Source organism: Bordetella sp. BOR01 (assembly GCF_019218885.1).
Lineage (GTDB): Bacteria > Pseudomonadota > Gammaproteobacteria > Burkholderiales > Burkholderiaceae_B > Bordetella_A.
The window spans coordinates 1,111,570-1,131,823 of sequence record NZ_JAHUWT010000002.1; the positions used below are offsets into that span (position 1 = coordinate 1,111,570).

The following is a 20,254-nucleotide window of genomic DNA, read 5'->3' on the forward strand; positions in this document are numbered from 1 at the left end:
GGGCGCGCTTTCAGTTGGCGGGTATGGCGCAGTCCAGCGAGCCTTCCTCGCATTTCATGTGCGCCTGCAGTTCGGCCGTGCGCTGCGTGGTCAGCGTGGCCTGGCACTGGGCGAGCAGCATGGGGTAGGCCGAGCCGCCTTCCGACAGGCCTGTCGCGAAGGCGCATTCGGCGTCGCGGAACGCTATCCACGCGCGCTGCGCGGCAACCAGCCGTTGATGCTGGTCTTTGTCGTCTTTCAGCCGGGCGGCCGCCTGCTTGTATGCAGCGTTCAGGGCAGCGTCGGCCTTCTTGTAGTCGGCAGCGGCGCATGCGCTCATGCTGGCCTGGTCTTGCGCATTGGCGCAGTCGGGCTGGGCGGCTTGTGCCTGCGCGCCATGGGCTAGCAGCGCGAGGCCAAGAGTGGCGATGAAAGTACGCATGGCAGGCCTTCCTGTGGGTTGAACGGAATGGGTGGGTATCGCTGCGCGCGGGCCGTGGTGCAGCGGCGCCGCGCTATGGCGACTCTATCAAACTAATTGGCCTGGCTCTAGCGCGCGAGACCTTGCACCCCTCAATCCAGGCTGACCCGGGCGCTTTGCACCACTTCTTGCCAGCGTTTCGATTCCTTCGCCATGAAATCGCCAAACGCCTGCGGGCTGCCCTTGGCCGGCACCGATCCCAGCTGGGCCAGCCGCTGCCGCGTCGCGGGTTCGTCCAGGATCAGGTTCACCTGTTCGTTCAGGTACGACACCACGGGCGCGGGCGTGCCCGCCGGCGCCACCAGGCCGTACCAGACCGGTGCATCGAATGCCGGATAACCGGCTTCCGAGAAGGTGGGCACATCCGGCAGGCCTTCCAGGCGTTGCGGGCCGGTCACGGCCAGGGCCGCCACCTTGCCGCCGGCCAGTTGGGGCAGGGCGGAAGGCGCGGTGTCGAACATGGCCTGGATCTGCCCGCCGATCAGGTCGACCACGGCCGGGCTGCTGCCCTTGTAGGGCACATGTGTCATTTCCACCTTGGCGATCGACTCGAACAGTTGGCCCGCCAGGTGCACCGAGGTGCCGGTGCCGCCCGAGCCGTAGTTGAGCTGGCCGGGATGCTGCTGTGCATAGGCCACGAAACCCTTTACATCCTTGATGCCGCTGGCCGGATTGACCAGCAGCACGGTGGGCGAACTGGCGATCTGGGCGATGGGCGTGAAGTCCTTGGCCACGTCGTAGCGCAGCTTGGGGTAGACATGGGGGTTGATGGACAGCGTCACCTGTCCGAAGAGCAGGGTGTAGCCATCGGCCTGGGCGCGCGCGGCGAACTCGTTGCCGATATTGGTACCCGCGCCCGGGCGGTTCTCTACGATGACGCTGCTGCCGATGCGCTCGTTCAGGCGCGAAGCGACATAGCGGGCGATGTTGTCGCTGCCGCCGCCCGGCGAGAACGGCACGACCAGGGTGACCGGGCGTGCGGGATAGCCTGCCGGGCCATTGCCGGCCAGGGCGGGCGCTGCCGCGCCCAGGGCGGCCAGCAAGGCCATGCTGCGGAAAGGGGAAAGCATGTTTGTCTCCTGCGGTAAGCGGGGGCGGCGCCAGGGCCGCCCCTCTCGTCAGTGGATACTGCGTGGAACTACAGATGCCGCGCCACGGCGGCGCCAAATGCCCGGGTCCCCAGGGTGCCGCCGATATCCCGGGTGCGCGTGGCGGGATCGGCCAGCGCCCGGTCCACTGCCGCATGCATGGCCCGGCCGGCCTGGGCGCAGCGGTCCAGCTTGCGCTGATCGCCCAGCCATTCCAGCAGCATGGCCACCGACAGGATCATGGAGGTGGGGTTGGCCTTGTCCTGCCCCTGGATATCGGGGGCCGAGCCATGCTGGGCCTGCGCGCAGCACAGCGTGTCGCCGGCCATGATGGAACCGGCCAGCCCCAGGCTGCCGGACAGTTCGCTGGCCAGGTCCGAGAGAATGTCGCCGTAGAAATTCTCGGCGACCAGCACGTCGAAACGCTCGGGGTTGCGCACCAGGTGGGCCGTGGATGCGTCGACCAGCAGGTCTTCCAGTTCCACGTCGGGAAATTCGGCGCCGACCTTGCGCACGCATTCCAGGAACAACCCGTCGGTCATGTGAAAGCTGTTGGCCTTGTGGATGGCGGTGACCTTCCTGCGGCGCTTGGCTGCCAGCTCGAATGCGCGGCGCGCGATGCGTTCGCTGCAGTGGCGCGTGATCTTGCGTACCGACAGGGCCATGTCGGGCGTGGGCATCATCTCGCCCCAGCCGCGCGCCATGTTGCGGTCGGCATAGAATCCTTCGGTTGCCTCGCGCATGATGACCAGGTCCATCGTCCTGCCTGCGCGCATATTGCTGGGAATGCCTGGGCGCGTGCGCGCCGGCCGCACGTTGGCATACAGGTCCAGGCCGACGCGGAACGCCCCCGAAATATTGCGTCCGCCTTTTTCGGGGGCGGGATAATCCGCATGCGACTGCGTGCCCAGGATGATGCCATCGTAGGCGCGCGCGCCTTGCAGCAAGTCTTCGCGCAAGGTCGTGCCGTGCTTTTCCAGGCTGGCGAAGCCCACGTCTTCATGATCGAAGGCCAGGTCCAGGCCATGGCGCTCGCTGGCGGTTTTCAGTACATCGACGGCGGCCGCGACGATCTCGGGGCCGATGCCGTCGCCGGGCAGAACAAGGAATTTCATGGTCTTGGTACCTGAATAGCGGGGTTCATGCCGATTTACTTGGCGTGCTCGGCCGCGATGGGGCGGGTCTCGCCCGTGGCGACCAGGGTGCGGGTGGCGTTCTGCGAACCGTAGATCCACAGGATTTTCATGGGTTCGGTTGCCGAGGCGTTGCGAAAGCGGTGCGGCACGCCCGGCGGAATGAAGGTGACGTCTTGCGGCTTTACGCTGAATTCCTGGCCATCGATATCGAAGATGGCGTTGCCTTCAACCAGCATTACGCTTTCTTCGCAGTTGTGGTGATGGAAGGGGATCTGCGCCCCGCCCTGGAATTCGGTGTAGCCAGTGATGAAGGCGGTTGCGCCCACCCCCCGCGTGACCAGCGGCGTGGTACTGGCGCCGCCGCCACGGTCGTGCTTCTGGATGGTCTCGGGCTGGATCAGCACTGCGCTGGAGTCTGTCTTGATCATTTCGGTTTCTCTCAAATCGTGGGGGCAGGCGGGGTCAGCGCGCCGGCCCGATCCAAAGGGTCTTGATGTTGGCGAATTCGCGGATGCCGAATTCGCCCAGCTCGCGGCCGTAGCCCGATTGCTTGACACCGCCAAAGGGAAGGCGGGCGTCCGAGGCGACGATGCCGTTGATGAACACGGCGCCCGCCTCGATGCGGCGCGCCAGGGCGGCGGCGCGCGCCAGGTCGCTCGTCCACAGCGCGGCGCCCAGGCCGAACTCGGTGGCGTTGGCAACGGCGACAGCCTGTTCGGCATCGGCTACCCGGATGATGGCCGCCGCCGGCCCGAAGGTTTCTTCCATGGCTGCCGCCATGTCGGGCGTTACGTGATCCAGCACGGTGGGTTCGTAGAAATAGCCCGTGCCTTCCACGGCCTTGCCGCCGGCCACCAGCTTGGCGCCGGCCGCGATGCTGCGCCGCACTTGCGAATCGATATCGGCGCGCAGGCCTTCGCGCGCCAGCGGGCCGACCTGCGTCTGCCGGTCGAGCGGATCGCCCACGCGCAACGCAGCCACGTGCTTGGCGAAGTCAGCCACGAAGCGATCGGCCACCGCTTCCTGCACGATGAAGCGCTTGGACGAAATGCAGCTTTGGCCAGTGTTGGAGAAGCGCGCCTGCACGGCGGCCTTGGCCGCCAGGGCGACGTCCGCATCCGCCAGCACGATGTAGGGGTCCGAGCCGCCCAGTTCCAGCACCTGCTTTTTCAGGAGGCTGCCGGCCTGCGCGGCGATCAGCTTGCCGACCGCGGTCGAGCCCGTCAGGGTCACGGCCGCCACGCGCGGGTCGGCCAGCACGCCGGCGACCTCGGACGCATCGATCAGCAGCGTGCGGACCAGGCCCGGCGGGGTGCCGGCATCGCGGAACACCTGTTCCAGGGCCAGGGCGCAGGCCGGCACGTTGTTGGCATGCTTGAGCAACGCGGCGTTGCCGGCCGCCAGGGCGGGCGCGGCGAATCGCACGAACTGCCAGAACGGGTAGTTCCAGGGCATCACGGCCAGCACGACGCCCAAGGGGTCGAACACCACCCGGCTGTCGCTGGCATTGCTGGCCACCGGCGCATCGGCCAGGAAGCGGGGCGCCGCGTCGGCATAGAACTCGCAGGTCACGGCCGATTTTTCGATTTCGGCCTCGGCCTCGACGATGGGCTTGCCCATTTCGGTGGTGATCAGTTGCGCGAACGCCGCTTTGCCGCGCCGCAGGGCGGCAGCGACATCGCGCAGCAGCGCGGCGCGCGACGCGACGGGTTGGTTCGCCCATGCTTGCTGCGCGTGGCGGGCCGATGCCAGGGCCTGTTCGACCTGGGCGGCGCCGTGGGTGTCATAGCGGGCGATTTCTTGTCCCGTTGCCGGGTTGATGGAGCGGATCATGCAGGGTCTCGATGCAAGGAAAAATGAAAACGGGCCTAGAAGCCGTACAAACGCGCGGGGTTGCCGACCATCAGCGCATGGAACAGCGCTTCATCGGCGACCCAGCCGCGCAGGGCGCGCAGAGTGGCACCCACGTCCACCGCCCGGAACGGCTCGATGCCGGTGGGCGAGCGGCCGTGCCCGCCGCTTCCGCCGGTATGGGGCCAGTCGGACGCCCACACCAGGCGGTCGTGGGCCTGCTCAAGCAGCCTGCGCACCAGGGGGGCCAGTTCGGCGGGGTCGCGGCAGACGCGGTATGGCGCGGACAGCTTGATCCAAACGTGCGGCTGGCCGGCCAGGCCGGCCAGCGTTGCGGCAGCGGCCGGACCGCCGCCGAAGTGATCCAGCACGACAGGGGTGGCCAATGTGCACAGCACGGGCGCCAGCAGCGCAAGCGTCTGGGGGTCGGTGTGCAATTGCAGGTGCCAGCCCAGGGGCCCGATACGCGCCGCCGCAGCCACGCAGGCTTGTTGTGCACCTGCGCGCCCGCCGTGCACGTGAAAGTTCAAGCGCAAGCCGCGCACCCCCATGTCGTGCAGGCGGGCCAGTTCGTCGTCTGGCACCGCGTCCACGTCCAGCACTGCCACGGCGCGGGCCCGGCCAGGGCCCAGCGCCTGCAGTGCGGCACACAACGCCCGGTTGTCGTACCCATAGCAACTGGGCTGCACCAGCACTGCGCGGCCGATGCCGAGTTCCGCGTGCAGCTTCTGCAAGGCCTCGACGCCAGCGGGCGGAGGCGTATAGGCGCGCGCCGGCGCATACGGAAAGCGCTGCGGGTCGAATACATGGACATGGCAGTCGCAGGCATCGGCGGCTGGTACGAGATGAAACGGGGACATAAGAACGCCAAGCGTGGGTCAGGAGCGTATTATGGTCTTTTGTTAATTCAAAGTACCATTAAATCCAGTTCAGGCGCAAGCCTCGTACAAGCCCGCGGCCGTTTTCCAGGCACGGCCTGCGATACCATACGAACGCCTGCCGGCTCTTACTTGGCGCATGTCCCAAACCCTGCAATCCCAGCTCGCCGCGGATATTCTTCACCGCATCAACGTCCAGTCGATGCCGGTCGGTGCGCGCTTGTCCGAGCGCAGCCTGGCCGAGGCGCTGCGCGTGTCGCGCTCGCCGGTGCGCACCGCGTTGCGGCAACTGGCCGGCCAGGCGTTGATCGACCCGCACCCCGATGGCGGTTTTGTCGTGGGACAGGGCGCCTTGCAGGTCAAGCCCGCCGCGCTTGCCGGCGAATCCGCCGACGAGGCGATCTACCTGCGCATTGCGCAAGAACGCCTGGACGGCCAGTTACCCAATCGCGTGTCGGAAAACGAGCTGATGCGCCGCTACGACATCACGCGCAGCCAACTGGCCGATATCTTGCGGCGCATCTCGAACGAAGGCTGGATGGAACGGCTGCCGGGCCATGGCTGGGCATTCACCGAAGCCATGACCTCATCGGTGGCTTATGCGCAAAGCTATCGCTATCGCATCCTGGTCGAACCCGCCGCCATCCTGGAACCGGGCTTCATCGTCGATGACGCCGGCCTGAGGCAATGCCGCCAGGAACAAGAAGCCCTGGCCAACGGCGAGATCAATAATGTGTCGCCCGCCCAGATCTTCGATGCCAATACCCGGCTGCACGAAACCATTGCGGCGTGTTCGGGCAATACTTTCATCCTGGATTCGCTTCGACGCATCAATCGCATCCGCCGCTTGATGGAATACCGCAAGGCGGTCGACCGGCAACAGGCGCTGCGCCGCTGCCACGAACACTTGGTGCTGATCGACCTGCTCTTGGCGGGCAAGCTCGATGAGGCCTCGACAATGATGGGCACGCACCTGCGTGACGCGGCGCGCGAAAAAAAGGCCGAAGCTTAGCCTGGCCGGGCTTGTGTCCGGGCCCGCGCGCGGCGTACAACAACAGGTTCCGGCCGCTCATTGCGCGGCCAGGCACATCAACCGGAGGAACGCGATGGCCGGCACGCTACCGAAGAAGACCGCAGCGAAGAAGACCGCAACCAAGAAAACCGCAGCGAAGCAGGCTGTTGCCAAGCAAGCCGCTGCCAGGAAGGCGGCCCCCAAGCCATCGGCCACCGGGCCGGTGCTGCTGACCGGCGGCAACCCCCAGATCCCGAAGGGCGACGGCGATGCCCCGGTGCAGGCCTACATCGCCGCCATGCCTGGCTGGAAAAGCGAGCGCGGGCGCCGCCTGGATGCGCTGATCATGCGCAGCGTACCCAACGCGCGCAAGGGGGTACGGTGGAATTCGCCCTTCTACGGTATCGAAGGGCAGGGCTGGTTCCTGGGGTTCCATTGCCTGACGAAGTACATCAAGGTCGCGTTCTTTCGCGGCCGCGCGCTGCGCCCGCTGCCTCCGGGGCCATCCAAGGATCCGAACACGCGCTACCTGGACATCTACGAGCACGACGAGTTCGACGAAGACCTGCTGGCGAGCTGGGTCCGGCAGGCATCGGAGCAGCCCGGCTGGATTCCGTAGCACAGGCCCGATCCGCTGGTTCGTCGCATCAGGCAAGAAGAATGGGCATGGTATGGAATTTGCTTGACGGGTAGGGCGAAGTCCGCTTAATCGTTCAAAGGAAATCACCGTGCCCTTCAAGCACACGGCATTGGCCGGCGCCCTATTCCTGGCCAGCAGTTTCTCGTCGCACGCGGCGCCTTTTACGGTGGAAGAAGCCACCATCCAGCAGGTTCGGCAAGCGTTCGAACAGAAGCAATTGAGCTGCGAGCAACTGGTGAGTGCTTACCTTGCCCGCATCGAGGCCTACAACTTGAAGGGCCCCGCGCTGCGGGCCATTCTGACCGTGAACCCGCACGCGCTGGAACTGGCGCGCAGCCTTGACGCGAAGTACGCCAGCGACCCTGCCGGCGTTGGCAGCCTGCATTGCGTACCCATTGTCTTGAAAGACAATTTCGATACCGCGGATATGCCGACATCGAGCGGCAATGTCGCCATGCGCGATTCCCGGCCCCAAAAAGATGCATTTACGGTGGCAAGAATGCGCCAGGCTGGTGCGCTTATCCTGGCCAAGTCGAACCTTCAGGAATTCGCCCGCGGTGGGGTATCGATAAGCAGCCTGGGTGGCCAGGTGCTGAATCCGTATGACCTCAGCCGCAATCCCGGAGGCTCCAGCGGCGGCACCGGGGCGGCGCTGGCCGCCAACATGGCATTGGTGGGAACTGGCAGCGATACGGGGCAGTCTATCCGCTCGCCATCGTCGGCCAACAGCCTGGTCGGCGTTCGCCCGACCCGCGGGCTGATCAGCAGGGCAGGCGTGATGCCCAACAGCTTCACCCAGGACGAAATCGGCCCCATCGCGCGCACGGTAACGGATGCCGCGAAGCTGCTGGACGTCATGGTGGGATATGACCCGGCCGACCCGATCACGGCGCTGGGTGTGGGCAAGGCGCCCAAGACTTACACCGCTGCCCTGGACGCCAATGCGTTGCAGGGGGCCACCATCGGTGTGCTGACCAACCTGCTGGGTACCGAAGCGCGGCACGCCGAGGTAACGCAGGCAGTCAATGCCGTCGCGGACACGATGCAGCATCGGGGCGCCAGGATAGTGCGCTTCGATATGCCGGACCTGGCGGATTTGACTGGCGCGGTGGCAACCGACAAGTACGAGGCCCACGCCGCATTCGATAAGTATTTCGCCGGCCTGCCCAGCGACGCGCCGATAAAGTCGTTCAGGCAATTGGTGGACACGAAGTCGGCATCGCCGGCGATTCAAAAAGCCATGGAGAATGAAATCGCCATCGTCGATGGCATGCAGAGCGACGAATACAAGACGCATATGCTCAATCGCGAAAAGCTGCGTATTGCGCTTGCCGCGAAAATGGCCGAACTCGGCATCGACGCCATCCTGTATCCGATGCAAAGCATATTGGTGACCGAGGCCGGGCGGCAGGACCAGCCCGAACGAAACGGGGTCTTGTCCAATGCCACCGGCATGCCGGCCGTGACCTTCCAGGCGGGTTTTTCCAAGCCTGCGGATGACGCGCCGATCGGCGTGCCGATAGGCGCGGAGCTGCTGGGGCGGGACTACACCGAAGCCACGCTGCTTGGATACGCCTACGCGTTCGAGCAGGCCGCGCACGTGCGCAAGCCACCCCTTAGCACCCCTGCGTTGAAATAACAGGGCCGCTGGCATGGTGCGGGGGCTGTGTGGACAACCCTGCATCAGCTTACCCAGCGTGGCGCGTGCCTGCCTCAGGCCGGCTGGGCCAGCCGTTCGGCGCGAACCTGGCCGATGCGCAGGCCATCGCGCTGCGTGATCTCGAAGGCCCAGCCGTCCCACTGGATGGTTTCACCGACGTCGGGCAGGCGCCCGCACACGCGCAGCAGCGCGCCGGCAAGCGTGGCGTCCGGTGTGGGCTGGGCCAATTCCGGGCTGGCCAGGAATACGCGGGCTTCGTCTATGGGTATGCCTGCGTCCAGTATCCAGGCGCCGTTTTCCATCCGGGTGGCTTGCCGGGCCGGGCCGGAATGCTCGGGCAGTTCCCCGCCTACCGCTGTCAGCACATCCAGCGGAGTCACCAGGCCCTGGCCGCTGCCGTGCTCGTCGACCACGATCAGCATGTGTTCGCGCGACTGGCGCAGTACTTCCAGTACCTTGAATACCGGCGTGGTCTCGCTGACGTAGTGCGGCGGGCGCGCCAGTTCGACCAGGTCGATCGCGCCGCGCATCTGCAGCCTGGGCAGCAGGTCCTTGAAATGCAGCACGCCGATGACGTTGGCCGCATCGCCGTCGCACAGCGGCAGGCGGGCGTGGCCGGACGCGAATTTCCTGACGATGGCATCGGCGCTGTCCTTGACGTCCAGCCAGACCATTTCGCTGCGCGGCACCATGATCGCCCGGACATCGCGAGTACCCATGGCCAGGATGCGTTCGATCAGGCTGCTTTCCTCGGGCGCGAAAACGGGGTCGTCGCCGGCGCCATCGACCAGGGCGGCGACTTCTTCCACGGGATTCTGCAGGCCGCCTGCGCTCTTGTTGCCGCGCAGCAGCCGCAGCACGGCCTGCGCGGTGCGCTGACGCCCGCTCAAGCCGTGGCTGCGCCGGCTGCGGTTGCGGCGCGCCAGCTGGTTGCACAGTTCGATCACGATGGCGAATCCAATCGCCGCATACAGATAGCCCTTGGGCACATGGAAGCCCAGCCCTTCGGCCACCAGGCTGAAGCCGATCATCAGCAACAGGCCCAGGCACAGGATGACCACGGTGGGATGGCGGCCGACGAACGCCATCAGCGGGCGGCTGGCCAGCATCATGACCGCCATGGCGGCGACCACCGCGATCATCATGATGCTCAGTTCCTGCACCATGCCCACCGCCGTGATGACCGAGTCCAGCGAGAACACGGCATCGAGCACGACGATCTGCAGAATCACTTGCCAGAACACGGCGTGCTGCACCTTGGCATTCGAATCGCCATGTGCCCGGCCCTCGACGCGTTCGTGCAGTTCCATCGTGCCCTTGAACAGCAGGAACATGCCGCCGAGGATCAGGATAAGGTCGCGGCCCGAGATTTGCGCACCCAGTACCGTGAACAGCGGATGGGTCAGCGTGACGACCCAGGCAATGCTGGCCAGCAGCCCCAGGCGCATCAGCATGGCCAATGTCAGGCCGATGACGCGCGCGCGATTGCGTTGGTGCGGCGGCAGTTTATCGGCAAGTATGGCAATGAACACCAGATTGTCGATGCCCAGCACAATCTCTAGAACGACCAGCGTCGCCAGGCCCAGCCAGGCGGTGGGGTCGGCCATCCAGTCAAAAATCATGTCGAAATCCAGAGGAAGGGGATAGCAGCATCAAGATGCGCAAGGGCAGCGACGGCGGGTGCGTCGCGGGGTGCTTCGCTCTGGACGGCAGGCCCCGGCAAGGCGGTGGCCTGGGGAAGGCAGCGCCGCGGGCGGCAAGCGCGCGGCGCGATGGTACTGGGAGGTTCGGTGGTCATGGGCGAGGATGGGGCCTGGAGGCCGCGATGCTTCGCGTACCTTCAGGCCTCATCCAATTCTTACTAAAAGCTGAATGATATCGCAGACTGGCCGTGACGCAAGCGGGGGTTCCGTCTCTGGATAAAGCCGCCGATGTCTCAGTCCGGAATGTCGGACTCGACCAGTTTGGCCAGCTGCAGCAGCGATTCCTGCCAGCCCAGGTAGCACATTTCCGTGGGAATCACTTCCGGCACGCCCTCTTGCACGATGGAAATCTCGGTGCCGCAGGACACTTGCCGCAGGGAAATCGTGGTCTGCATCTGGCCCGGCAGGTTCGGATCGTCGAACTGGTCCGAATAGCGGATTTTCTCGGACGGCACCAATTCCAGGTATTCGCCGCCGAACGACTCGCTGTGGCCGGTGCCGAAGTTGCGGAACGACATTTTGTGGGTACCGCCCACTTTGGGGTCCATATGATGCACCTGGCAGGTGTACCCGTAAGGGGGCAGCCACCGGGCGATGGCATCGGGCTCGAGGAACGCCCGGTAGATGCGTTCGGCGGGGGCGCGCAAGACGCGGTGCAATCGTACAGTTCCAGTAGTCATGGTGTATTCGCCTTTGAAGGGGGGTGTATATGCACGACGATCCGGCGACGCCGGAATCGACATCTTTGCGACACTTTCCGGGCTAGGGATAACCCGTGGATGCGTTCAAGCGGGCGAAACCGCTGGTTCAGAACTGCAATATGGTACAAGCGTGCACCCGGCGCGTTCGCCGCCGGACAACCAGCGCCCGGATTCCCCGCCGACCACCATGAAAAAAACCGACCTCGAAAAGACCAAGGCCCTGAAGTTGATGGGCAAGCTCAATGCCGCCCAGCCTCCGGGCCGCTATGCCGGTGCCGCCGCGCCCGACCGCCGCGAACAGCGCCGCCTGGACCAGGCGGCCGGCCTGGTGGCGTTTCCGGTCAAGCTGCGCCAGCCGCTGATCGAGGCCCTGCGCGCCAAGGCGGATGCCGACGGCGTGCCTGTCAACGATCTGATCAATACCCTGCTGGAAAACGCCCTGAAGGCCTAGGGCCTGTCGACAGGACCTGGAGCCATGCATATCTGGGTGGACGCCGATGCTTGCCCCGCCGTGATCAAGGAAATCTTGTTCCGGGCGGCGCAGCGCTGGCAACGGCCGCTGACGCTGGTGGCCAACCAGATGTTGCGCACGCCGCCATCGGCCTGGATCCGTGCCATCCAGGTGCCGCGCGGCTTCGACGTGGCCGACAGCTACATCGTCGACCATGCCGCGGCCGGCGACCTGGTGATCACGGGCGACATTCCCTTGGCGGCGCAGGCGCTGGACAAACAGGCCCTGGTGCTCAGCCCGCGCGGCGAGCGCTATACCGCCGACACGATACGCGAGCGCCTGTCGATGCGCGACATGATGGAAGAACTACGCAGCGCCGGGATCGACACGGGCGGACCGTCGGCCTTCAGCCAGGCCGACCGGCGCGCGTTCGCCAATGCGCTGGATCGCCTGATGATGGCGCGCGCCAGCACAAGCCCCAAAACATGAGGGCACGGCTGCTCGGCGCGTGGGCGTCCGGGTGCTAGCCGGCGGGGGCCCAGATCTGCGCCTGGCTCAGGTCGATACGCTTGGGCAGCAATTTATTGGCCAGGAATACGTCGGCGATCTGTTGCTGGCGCTCTAGATTCTGCACGGAGACGGGGCGCACATCATAGGTGCGCCGTTCGTTGGCGGCTGCCACGATATTCTTGTCCAACCCCCAGGCCGGAGCCAACAGGGCGGCGGCATCGTCGGGGTGTTGCTTGGCCCAGATCCCGGCGGTGCGCAGCGCATCGAACACCTGCGCCACCACGCGGGGGTTGTCGCGCACATACGGCGTCGAGGCCAGGTAATAGCGGGCGTAGTCTGCCAGCCCGTTGCGGCCGTCGACCAGGAGCCTGACGCGCGTATGTTGTTGCGCGGCGGCGTAGAACGGATCCCAGATGACCCAGGCATCGATCGAGCCATTGTCGAAAGCGGCCCGGCCATCGGCGGGCGTGAGATAGGCGGGCTGGATGTCCGACACCGCCAGGCCATTGTGTTCGAGTGCCGCAATGACCAGGTAATGCGCGCCGGCGGCGCGGGCAAAGCCTATTTTCTTGCCCTTCAGGTCGGCGATCGAGCGGATGGGGGACTCTTCGCGCACGATGATGGCCTGCGCCGATGGCGCGGGGGTTTCCCGCGCGTAGTAGGTCAGTGCGGCGCCGGCTGCCTGCGCGAACAGGGGCACGGTATCGGCCACATCCGCGCTCAGGTCCAGCGCCCCGACGTTCAGGGCTTCCAGCAGCGGCTGGCCGTTGGTGAACTCGTGCCATGACACCGCGACGCCTAGTTCGGCCAGGTGCTTTTCCAGCGTGCCTTGCAGCTTGACCACGGTGATCAGGGTTGACGACTTCTGGTAGCCGATGCGCAGCGTCCTGGCTTGCCGGGCGATCGACAGGTGCGGCAAGCCGGCCGCCAGCGCCGCGCCGGCCAATGCGGTCAACGCCGTACGGCGCGAGGGTTTGAACTGGGATGCCATATGAATAGAGGGATAGCAGCATAGGGTGTTCGGCATCATCAGCTTGCCGGGCAGGCGTGGCAAATACAAATTAGGGATAAAAATATTGAAGGCTCGCGGTTCCGCGCAGAAAACTCATATCGACATGCCGATGATGTATTTCGCGCCGCTCGCCAACTGCCTCAGAATGGGCCGCTACATATTTGATTCGCAAAGATGGGGCAGCGGGCGTCTGCCGGCTTTCCCCTGTTGCGGCAGGGAAAGGCCTATGAACTTCCAGCAACTGCGCTCCGTCCGGGAAGCGGTGCGATGCGATTTCAACTTGACCGATGTGGCCGAAAGCCTGCATACGTCGCAGCCGGGCGTCAGCCGGCAGATCCGCGAACTGGAAGAAGAAGTCGGCTTCGATATCTTTGTGCGGTCAGGCAAGCGCCTGATCGGGTTGACGCCGCCGGGCGAATTGATTGTGCCGCTGGTGACGCAGATTCTGCAGTGCGCGGAAAACATCCGCCATGCCGGCGCCGAATATGCCAACAGCCGCGCGGGCGTGCTGTCGATCGCGGCGACGCATACGCAGGCACGCTACAAGCTGCCACCGGTCATCCGGGATTTCAGCCGTCGTTATCCCGAAGTGGTCGTGCACCTGCATCAGGGTTCGCCGAACCAGGTGTCGCGCATGCTGCTCGAGGGCGAAGCCGATATCGGCGTTGCCACCGAGGCGGTCGCAGATTCCCCCGGCTTGATCAGCGTGCCCTGTTATCGATGGAGCCACAGCGTGATCGTGCCCAGGGGGCACGAGCTCGAGGCGCATGCCGGCGCGCTGACCCTGGCGCGATTGGCCAGGTACCCGATCATCACCTACGGCCCGGGCTATACCGGCAGGGCCCATATCGACCAGGCGTTCGCGGGCGCCGGCATCAAGCCCGACGTCATCATGACGGCCATGGATGCCGACGTCATCAAGACCTACGTCGAGCTGGGAATCGGAGTGGGTATTGTCGCCTCGATGGCCTGGGATTCCGAGCGCGATGCGCGCCTGAACGCCCTGGACGCCCAGCACCTGTTCGAGATCAACGTCACGCGCCTGGCGGTGCCGCGCGGAGCCTGGCTGCGCGGCTACGCGCTCGATTTCATTGAAATGTTCGTGCCTGCCTTGACCCGGCCGGCCATCGAGAAGGCCCTGCGCACGGACAACCACTGAACAGCCGCCGATGCGGCCGCCGCGGATGCACCGAGCTTGCTTATGATGCGATGGCATAAACCATTGCCGGTGCCCGCTACGCCTGGTTCGCGTCGCGCCGGCGTGCCTCGCCTTCCCAGAACACGACGCGCCGGTGCAGCCGGCGCATCAGCAGCGAGCCGGTCAGGCCGATGGCCGCCAGCAGGAACACTCCCGCGAACATGGTGGCCAGGCTCATGCTGACCGAGGCCGAGGCGATCAGGTAGCCCAGCCCTTGCTGCGCCGACAGGAATTCGCCCACCACCGCCCCGATCAGGGCCAGCGACACGCCGATCTGCAGCCCCGAGAAAATGTCGCCGGCCGCGGCCGGGATTTTCACGTGCAGCAGCAGATAGGCCCGGCTGGCCGAATAGGCGCGGCAGGCGTCGAGCAGTTCGGGGTCGGTACGCTTGATGCCGTTGACTGTGTTGACGAACAGCGGGAAAAAGCACACCAGCGCCACCAGCACGACTTTGGAACTCATGCCGAAGCCGAACCACACCAGGATGATGGGGCCCAGCGCGACCTTGGGCATGGCTTGCAGGCCGATGAAGATCGGATAGCAGAAGCGTTCGAAGGTGCGGGATTCAGCCAGCAGCGCGCCGAACAGCACGGCCAGGCCGCAACCCAGCACGTAGCCATATACCGCCTCGGCCAGCGTGGTGCCGATGTGCGGCCACAACGCGCCGCTGGCAAAACCCTGCACCAGTGCCTGGAACACGGTACCGGGCGGCGGCAGCAGGTAATCGGGAATGCCGAACACGCGGATCGCCATTTCCCACGCAAGCACGAGCACGGCCAGGCTGATCAGCGGATACACCGGGGCGGGCAGGCGCGGCCCCCGCTTGGCCGATGGAGGACGGATGTCAGGCATGTAGGAAATGCTGCCGCAGGTGCTGGCAGGCTTCGTTGAAATCGGTTTGGCCCAGTGTCTGGGGCGTGCGGGGGCGCGCCAGGCCGGGGCGGAAGTCTTCGACTATGCGGCCGGGCCGTGGCGACAGCACGACGATGCGGTCGGCCAGGAACACGGCTTCGGGAATGCTGTGCGTGATGAACAGCACCGATTTGCGCGACTGGCTCCAGATGCGCTGCAGTTCCAGGGTCAGCGATTCGCGCGTCAGGGCGTCCAGCGCCGCGAAAGGCTCGTCCATCAGCAGCAGGTCGGGGTCGGACATCAGCATGCGCGCGATACCCACGCGCTGCTGCATGCCGCCCGACAATTCGTGCGGATAGTTGTCGGCGAAACCGTCCAGGCCCACCAGCTGCAGCAATTCGCGCACGCGCGCCGGCGCCGATGCGGACGGCAGGCCCAGCGTGCGGGCCGGCAGCCCGACATTCTGCGCCACGGTCTTCCACGGCAGCAGGTTGGGCTTCTGGAACACCACGCCCGCGCGCCGGCTGGGGCCCACAATGTTCTGCCCGCCCAGGCGTACCTGGCCCGCGCTCGGGCCGATCAGGCCCGAGGCCAGCTTGACCAGGGTGGATTTGCCGCAGCCCGACGGGCCCAGCACGGCGACGAACTCGCCGGCGCGCACTTCCAGGTCGATGGGGCCCAGCGCGTCGATATCGCCGCGCCGGCTGGGGTAGACCAGGCGCACGGCGTCCAGCTGCAAATCCAGGCTCATGCGGTGGCCTCGCGCAGGAAGCGCTGCACCGCTGTCCACGAGGCGCGGTTGGCGCGGGCATTGGCGCTGGCGCTGCCGCCGCCGCTGAGCACCAGCCCCGCCACCGGGTGCGGCTTGGCGATCAGTGTGGTGGGCACATGGGGCAGGCCGATGGCGTGGCCGGCGTCCTGGCAGCGCACATGTTCTATCGCCCAGGCATGCCCATGCGCGTGCAGCGTGGCCGCCACCAGCTCGGCATAATGCGTGGACGGCCAGAAACCATCGTCGGTGCCGGAAACCAGCATGACCGGTCCGGCGATACGTTCGACCGGGATGCGCGCGGCCGCCACGCTGGGCGCATGCGCCAGCGGGGTATGGAAGGCGGGTTCCTGGCGCACGGGCGTACCGTCGGCCGGCGCCTGCAGGAAGGCGGCCCAGTCCGCGCGCGGGTTGTCTTGCCATACATTGGGCAGGGGCTGGCCCTGCCAGGTCCAGACCGGCCCATCGGGCGCCTGGCCGGGCCGGCCGGCCCGCAGCGTGCCGTGCACCACCGAACTGGGCACGTAGGCAATGACCGCGTCGACCAGCTCGGGAAAGCGCGCACCCAGCAGCAGCGCCAGCTCGCCCCCGCGCGATTGGCCTGTGACCGCGACAAAGCCGCGGCGCGGCGCATGCGTGCGGCGCAGCCATTGCAGGGCCTGCTGGAAGTATTCCAGCGGCGTTTCGGAAATATGGTCGGGCCTGCCGGGCGCCTTGAAATAGCCCAGCGCCAGCGCCAGGTAGCCGTGCGCGGCGTACAAGGCGGCCCGTTGGCGGGGGATGCCGCCCCCCGATCCGTTGAACACCACGATGGCCGGATGCGGACCGGGGGTGGCAGGCGTGTACAGCGTGCCCACGACCTGGCCCGCCAGTTCCGTGCGCCCGATGCCCGCGCCTTCGTAGCGCTGCACGAACGTACCCTGCAGGCGCAGCGTGCCCGCCGTCAGTTCAAGCATGATTTCCAGCGGGGCGGTTTCTTCGCTGAGTTCCGGCGCGGTGGGCGGGGTCTCGCGGCGCATCGACCATACGGTGGCCATGGCGTCGGCTACGTTCCAGTCGCCGCTGGCGGGCGCCTGGGCGTCCAGGTCCAGTGTGCCATCGGCGCCCACTTCGAACTCGGCCTGGCTGCGCCAGAGGCTGCCATCCGGGTGCTGCAGCGTGGCGGCCACGCTTGCCGGGCCGGGCGGCAGGCCGCGCGCCACGATGCGGCGCGGCACATCGAGCAATGCATCGACCGGTGTGATGCGCAGGCCGGGATCTTGCGCAGCGCTCATTGCTGTTCCTTTGCCTGGGCGCGCACCGCCTGCGCGTCGAAGTCATTGATCTGGTCGATCAGCGCATTCGAGAAAATGCGATCGACCGGGACGTCGGCCGACGGATATTCGCCTGCCTTGCTCATGGCGGCAATGCCGGCCTGGATTGCCTGCAGGTCGTACTGGCCGGGCACGCGGGCGGTGCCGTCGGGCTTGTGCAGCACGCGTGCCAGGCGGCGCGACAGCAGCGTGGCGGCCTTGTCGAGTTCGGCTGCCTGGTCGCCGGCCGGGCGGGTTTCCGGATGGGCCCGCCAGTAGGCCTGCACGCAGAAGCGCGGGTTGGCTTCGCAGGCGATCTGGCCCTTGGTGTAGGCCCGCGCGAAACGCACCAGCAGTTCGGGTTGTTCGCGGTAGGTATCTTCATGCGTGATGAAGCCGTTGCCGGCGGTTTCGCTGAAGACGGCGGGGTAGGCAATGCGCCGGATCTTGGTGCCCGACATTTCCAGCATGTCGTGCCAGCTGCTGTTGAAGTTCAGCGCGTCGACCTGGCCGGTGCGCAAGGCCTGGAAGCCGGACGCCAGGGCGCCCACGGCTACGAACTCGACGTTCTTGCCGGGCTGCAGGCCCGCGGTGCGCAGGGCTGCCCGTCCGCCGGGGATGGTGCCCCAGGTCAGGGCGCCTACGCCGATCTTCTTGCCTTCCAGGTCGGCCAGCGACTTGATGGGACCGTCGGCCAGCACCGCGAATTCCATCGTGTTGGTCGGCACGCCGTTATAGAAGTAACGCACGGGCAGCGGGTCCTTGCTGTTGAAGTAGCTGGAGATCACCGGTTCGGACGTGGGATAGCCCAGCGTTACGCGCTTGCTGGCCACCTGCGGCAGCAGCGCGCCGGCGCCCTGGAAGACGATGGTCTTGACGTTGAGGTCTTCCTGCTTGAAATAGCCCAGTGCCTCGGCGGCCGCGTAGGGCGCGCCGTCATGGACGGCAGGGGGGATGGCCAGGGCCACGGTGACGTCGTCGGCGGCGTGTGCGCCGGTGGTGGCCATGCCAAGCGCCAGGAACCAGAGGCCGCGAGTCAAATTACGGATGTGCATCGGAATTTCCTATGGTGGATAACGCTGCGTTGTGCGCGACAGCGCGGCCGGTACGTTCGCCGGCTTCGCGCAGCAGGCGCGCACGGTCGATCTTGTTGGTGCTGGCCAGGGGCAGCGCCGGCACGAACCAAACGTGGCGCGGGTGCTGGTAGGCCGGCGCATGCGCCAGCGCGAACCGCTTGATCGCAGGCTCGTCGGCGGCCTGCCCGGCACGCAGCACCACGAAGGCCACGGGCTTGGTGCCCTTGATGTCGTCTTCGACCGGCACCACGCAGGCCTGCTGCACGGCGGGATGGCGCTCGAGCATGCGCTCGACTTCGGCGGGGTAGATGTTTTCTCCACCGGACACGAACATATCGTCGCGACGGCCCACGAAGGTATAAAAGCCGTCGGCATCGCGCTGGAAGACGTCGCCGGTGCGGTAGTAGCCATCTTCGGAAAACGGCGAACCCAGGTCGGGGCGCTGGTGGTAGCCCTGCATCAAGCCAGGGCTTTTCAATTCGAGTATGCCGGTGTCGGGCGCGTCCTGCGGCCCCTGTGCCAGCCGGACCTGCACCGCAGGATGCGGATAGCCGACCGCAGTAGGCGGCGTGGGGAGTCCATCGGGATGCGGGCCGAACACGACCGGCCCGCCCTCGGTGGTGCCATAGGCGTTGATGACCCGGGCGTTGGGCAGCATGGTATGGATCTGTTGCCACAGGCTGGCGCTGACGGGCGCCGACCCCATGCGGATCGCGCGCACGGACGACAGGTCGGTGGCGGCCAGCAATGCGTGTTCGCGCAGCATCATGGCGATCATGGGCGGCACGGCCGTCAGCCAGGTGGCCCGATAGCGTTCGATGGCGCGGATATAGGCGGGCGCGGTGAACTGCGGCAGCAACACCGCGCTGGCGCCGCTGGCCAGCACCAGCAATGCCAGCGCCAGTGCGTTCATGTGATAAAGCGGGGCGGCGATCAGGGCGCGCTCGTCGGCCAGCGGCGTGGCGGCTTGCCGCATGCGCACCGTCCAGTACTGGCCGGCGTGGGTCAGGCGTACCCCCTTTGGGCGGCCGGTGGAGCCCGACGTGTACAGCATCAGCGCCAGGTCGTGCGCGGCAACGGCGGCCGCGGGCTGGCCGTCATCGGGCGGCAGGCCGTTCCAGGCCGGGCCGTCCATATTCAGGGCCGCGACGCCGGCTGGCACGGCGGTGTGCGCGGCATCGTGCAGCACCAGCCGCGCGCCGCTGTCGTTGATGACATAGGCAATCGTCTCGGCGGGGAACTTGAAGTTCACCGGCACGGCAACCAGGCCGGCGCGCTGGATGCCCAGCATGGCGGCCAGGTAGCGGGCCGAGTTGGCCGCCAGGATGGCGATGCGCTCGCCCGGCGCATAGCCGCGCGCGCGCAGCGCCGTGGCGACGCGGCCGGCTGCCGCATGCAACTGCGCGTAGGTCCAGGTCTGCGCGTGTTCCCGGGTATCCAGGGCGATCAGCGCGATCCGCTCGGGCGCCGCCGCCACGGTGGCGTCGAGCACGGTACCCAGGTTTTCTGCAGGCGTGGCCATGGCCGGCTCCGCCGCCTCAGGCGCGCGGCGTGGAATACACGCCGCGGCCGCTGGCCACCAGCTTGCCGTCGCCGTCATAGACGTGCGCTTCGGCGGTCGATACCTGCGAACCGAACTTGATGACCTTGCCGCGTACGCGCAGGTCGCCCGGCGCTGCGGCGCGGTGGTAGTCGACGCGCAGGTCGATGGTGGGCACGCCACGGCCGGTTTGCGAGACCAGGGCCCAGTCGGCCGCCAGGTCGACCAGGGCGGCCAGGATGCCGCCATGCGTATAGCGCTTGTCGGGGTTCACGACCCATTCTTCGCGCCAGCGCGCGGTCAGCTCGATTTCGCCGACAGCGACCGAAGCCACTTCCAGGCCCAGCCATTGGTGATAGGGGCCGCGCAGCAGGCGTTCCTGGATGGCCTCGACGGTAGGCAGGGGGGCGTTTTCGCTCATGGT

The 20,254-nt window shown here is 66.6% G+C and carries 21 protein-coding genes; 6 read left to right on the forward strand and 15 right to left on the reverse strand.

Features of this window, described 5'->3' with window-relative positions; genetic code table 11:
* Window positions 1-10 precede the first annotated feature (10 nt).
* The 6 genes from KW845_RS12995 to KW845_RS13020 form a co-directional block, all read right to left on the reverse strand.
* Window positions 11-421, reverse strand: a complete 411-nt coding sequence (locus KW845_RS12995; protein ID WP_218369629.1) for a lysozyme inhibitor LprI family protein — start codon at window positions 419-421, stop codon at window positions 11-13.
* Window positions 422-552: 131 nt separating this feature from the next.
* Window positions 553-1,530, reverse strand: a complete 978-nt coding sequence (locus KW845_RS13000) for a tripartite tricarboxylate transporter substrate binding protein (protein ID WP_218369630.1) — start codon at window positions 1,528-1,530, stop codon at window positions 553-555.
* 68 nt (window positions 1,531-1,598) lie between these two features.
* On the reverse strand, window positions 1,599-2,663 hold the full coding sequence (locus KW845_RS13005) for an isocitrate/isopropylmalate dehydrogenase family protein (protein ID WP_218369631.1): 1,065 nt from the start codon (window positions 2,661-2,663) through the stop codon (window positions 1,599-1,601).
* A gap of 35 nt (window positions 2,664-2,698) precedes the next feature.
* Window positions 2,699-3,112, reverse strand: a complete 414-nt coding sequence (locus KW845_RS13010) for a cupin domain-containing protein (RefSeq protein WP_218369632.1) — start codon at window positions 3,110-3,112, stop codon at window positions 2,699-2,701.
* 34 nt (window positions 3,113-3,146) lie between these two features.
* Window positions 3,147-4,517 carry an aldehyde dehydrogenase family protein gene (locus KW845_RS13015; RefSeq protein WP_218369633.1) on the reverse strand — a complete coding sequence of 457 codons (1,371 nt, stop codon included), beginning with the start codon at window positions 4,515-4,517 and terminating at the stop codon, window positions 3,147-3,149.
* Between the two features lie 35 nt (window positions 4,518-4,552).
* Complete coding sequence (locus KW845_RS13020) at window positions 4,553-5,395, reverse strand: amidohydrolase (RefSeq protein ID WP_218369634.1); 843 nt, start codon at window positions 5,393-5,395, stop codon at window positions 4,553-4,555.
* Between the two features lie 157 nt (window positions 5,396-5,552).
* Between KW845_RS13020 and KW845_RS13025 the strand changes: the two genes are divergently transcribed.
* The 3 genes from KW845_RS13025 (at window position 5,553) to KW845_RS13035 (ending at window position 8,704) form a co-directional block, all read left to right on the forward strand.
* On the forward strand, window positions 5,553-6,425 hold the full coding sequence (locus KW845_RS13025; protein WP_218369635.1) for a GntR family transcriptional regulator: 873 nt from the start codon (window positions 5,553-5,555) through the stop codon (window positions 6,423-6,425).
* A 94-nt stretch (window positions 6,426-6,519) separates the two neighbouring features.
* Window positions 6,520-7,044, forward strand: coding sequence for a DUF1801 domain-containing protein (locus KW845_RS13030; protein WP_218369636.1), 525 nt, complete (start codon window positions 6,520-6,522; stop codon window positions 7,042-7,044).
* Between the two features lie 109 nt (window positions 7,045-7,153).
* Window positions 7,154-8,704 carry an amidase family protein gene (locus KW845_RS13035; RefSeq protein WP_218369637.1) on the forward strand — a complete coding sequence of 517 codons (1,551 nt, stop codon included), beginning with the start codon at window positions 7,154-7,156 and terminating at the stop codon, window positions 8,702-8,704.
* Window positions 8,705-8,778: 74 nt separating this feature from the next.
* On the opposite strand, the gene KW845_RS13040 is transcribed toward KW845_RS13035, so the two are convergent.
* Both KW845_RS13040 and KW845_RS13045 read right to left on the reverse strand, forming a co-directional pair.
* A complete protein-coding gene (locus KW845_RS13040) occupies window positions 8,779-10,347 on the reverse strand; it encodes a TerC family protein (RefSeq protein WP_218369638.1) in 1,569 nt (522 codons plus the stop codon).
* A 314-nt stretch (window positions 10,348-10,661) separates the two neighbouring features.
* On the reverse strand, window positions 10,662-11,108 hold the full coding sequence (locus tag KW845_RS13045) for an SRPBCC family protein (protein WP_218369639.1): 447 nt from the start codon (window positions 11,106-11,108) through the stop codon (window positions 10,662-10,664).
* Window positions 11,109-11,316: 208 nt separating this feature from the next.
* Here KW845_RS13045 and KW845_RS13050 point away from each other — a divergent pair, with 208 nt between their 5' ends.
* Both KW845_RS13050 and KW845_RS13055 read left to right on the forward strand, forming a co-directional pair.
* Window positions 11,317-11,580, forward strand: a complete 264-nt coding sequence (locus KW845_RS13050; protein WP_218369640.1) for a hypothetical protein — start codon at window positions 11,317-11,319, stop codon at window positions 11,578-11,580.
* A 24-nt stretch (window positions 11,581-11,604) separates the two neighbouring features.
* A complete protein-coding gene (locus tag KW845_RS13055) occupies window positions 11,605-12,069 on the forward strand; it encodes a YaiI/YqxD family protein (protein ID WP_218369641.1) in 465 nt (154 codons plus the stop codon).
* A 34-nt stretch (window positions 12,070-12,103) separates the two neighbouring features.
* On the opposite strand, the gene KW845_RS13060 is transcribed toward KW845_RS13055, so the two are convergent.
* On the reverse strand, window positions 12,104-13,117 hold the full coding sequence (locus KW845_RS13060; RefSeq protein WP_370628225.1) for an aliphatic sulfonate ABC transporter substrate-binding protein: 1,014 nt from the start codon (window positions 13,115-13,117) through the stop codon (window positions 12,104-12,106).
* Between the two features lie 211 nt (window positions 13,118-13,328).
* On the opposite strand from KW845_RS13060, the gene KW845_RS13065 reads away from it, so the two are divergent.
* Window positions 13,329-14,261, forward strand: a complete 933-nt coding sequence (locus KW845_RS13065) for a CysB family HTH-type transcriptional regulator (RefSeq protein WP_218369642.1) — start codon at window positions 13,329-13,331, stop codon at window positions 14,259-14,261.
* Between the two features lie 76 nt (window positions 14,262-14,337).
* Here KW845_RS13065 and KW845_RS13070 read toward each other — a convergent pair whose 3' ends face one another.
* Genes KW845_RS13070 through KW845_RS13095 form a run of 6 tightly spaced genes read right to left on the reverse strand, consistent with a single transcriptional unit; the run spans window position 14,338 to window position 20,251 of the window.
* On the reverse strand, window positions 14,338-15,153 hold the full coding sequence (locus tag KW845_RS13070; RefSeq protein WP_218369643.1) for an ABC transporter permease: 816 nt from the start codon (window positions 15,151-15,153) through the stop codon (window positions 14,338-14,340).
* A complete protein-coding gene (locus tag KW845_RS13075) occupies window positions 15,146-15,904 on the reverse strand; it encodes an ABC transporter ATP-binding protein (protein WP_218369644.1) in 759 nt (252 codons plus the stop codon). The genes KW845_RS13070 and KW845_RS13075 overlap by 8 nt, the downstream gene beginning before the upstream one ends.
* Complete coding sequence (locus tag KW845_RS13080) at window positions 15,901-17,196, reverse strand: acyl-CoA thioester hydrolase/BAAT C-terminal domain-containing protein (protein ID WP_218369645.1); 1,296 nt, start codon at window positions 17,194-17,196, stop codon at window positions 15,901-15,903. Before KW845_RS13080 ends, KW845_RS13075 begins: the two co-directional genes overlap by 4 nt.
* Window positions 17,193-18,269, reverse strand: a complete 1,077-nt coding sequence (locus tag KW845_RS13085; protein WP_218369646.1) for an ABC transporter substrate-binding protein — start codon at window positions 18,267-18,269, stop codon at window positions 17,193-17,195. The genes KW845_RS13080 and KW845_RS13085 overlap by 4 nt, the downstream gene beginning before the upstream one ends.
* On the reverse strand, window positions 18,256-19,812 hold the full coding sequence (locus KW845_RS13090; protein WP_218369647.1) for a class I adenylate-forming enzyme family protein: 1,557 nt from the start codon (window positions 19,810-19,812) through the stop codon (window positions 18,256-18,258). Before KW845_RS13090 ends, KW845_RS13085 begins: the two co-directional genes overlap by 14 nt.
* Window positions 19,813-19,828: 16 nt before the next feature.
* Window positions 19,829-20,251, reverse strand: coding sequence for a PaaI family thioesterase (locus tag KW845_RS13095; protein WP_218369648.1), 423 nt, complete (start codon window positions 20,249-20,251; stop codon window positions 19,829-19,831).
* Window positions 20,252-20,254: the final 3 nt, after the last annotated feature.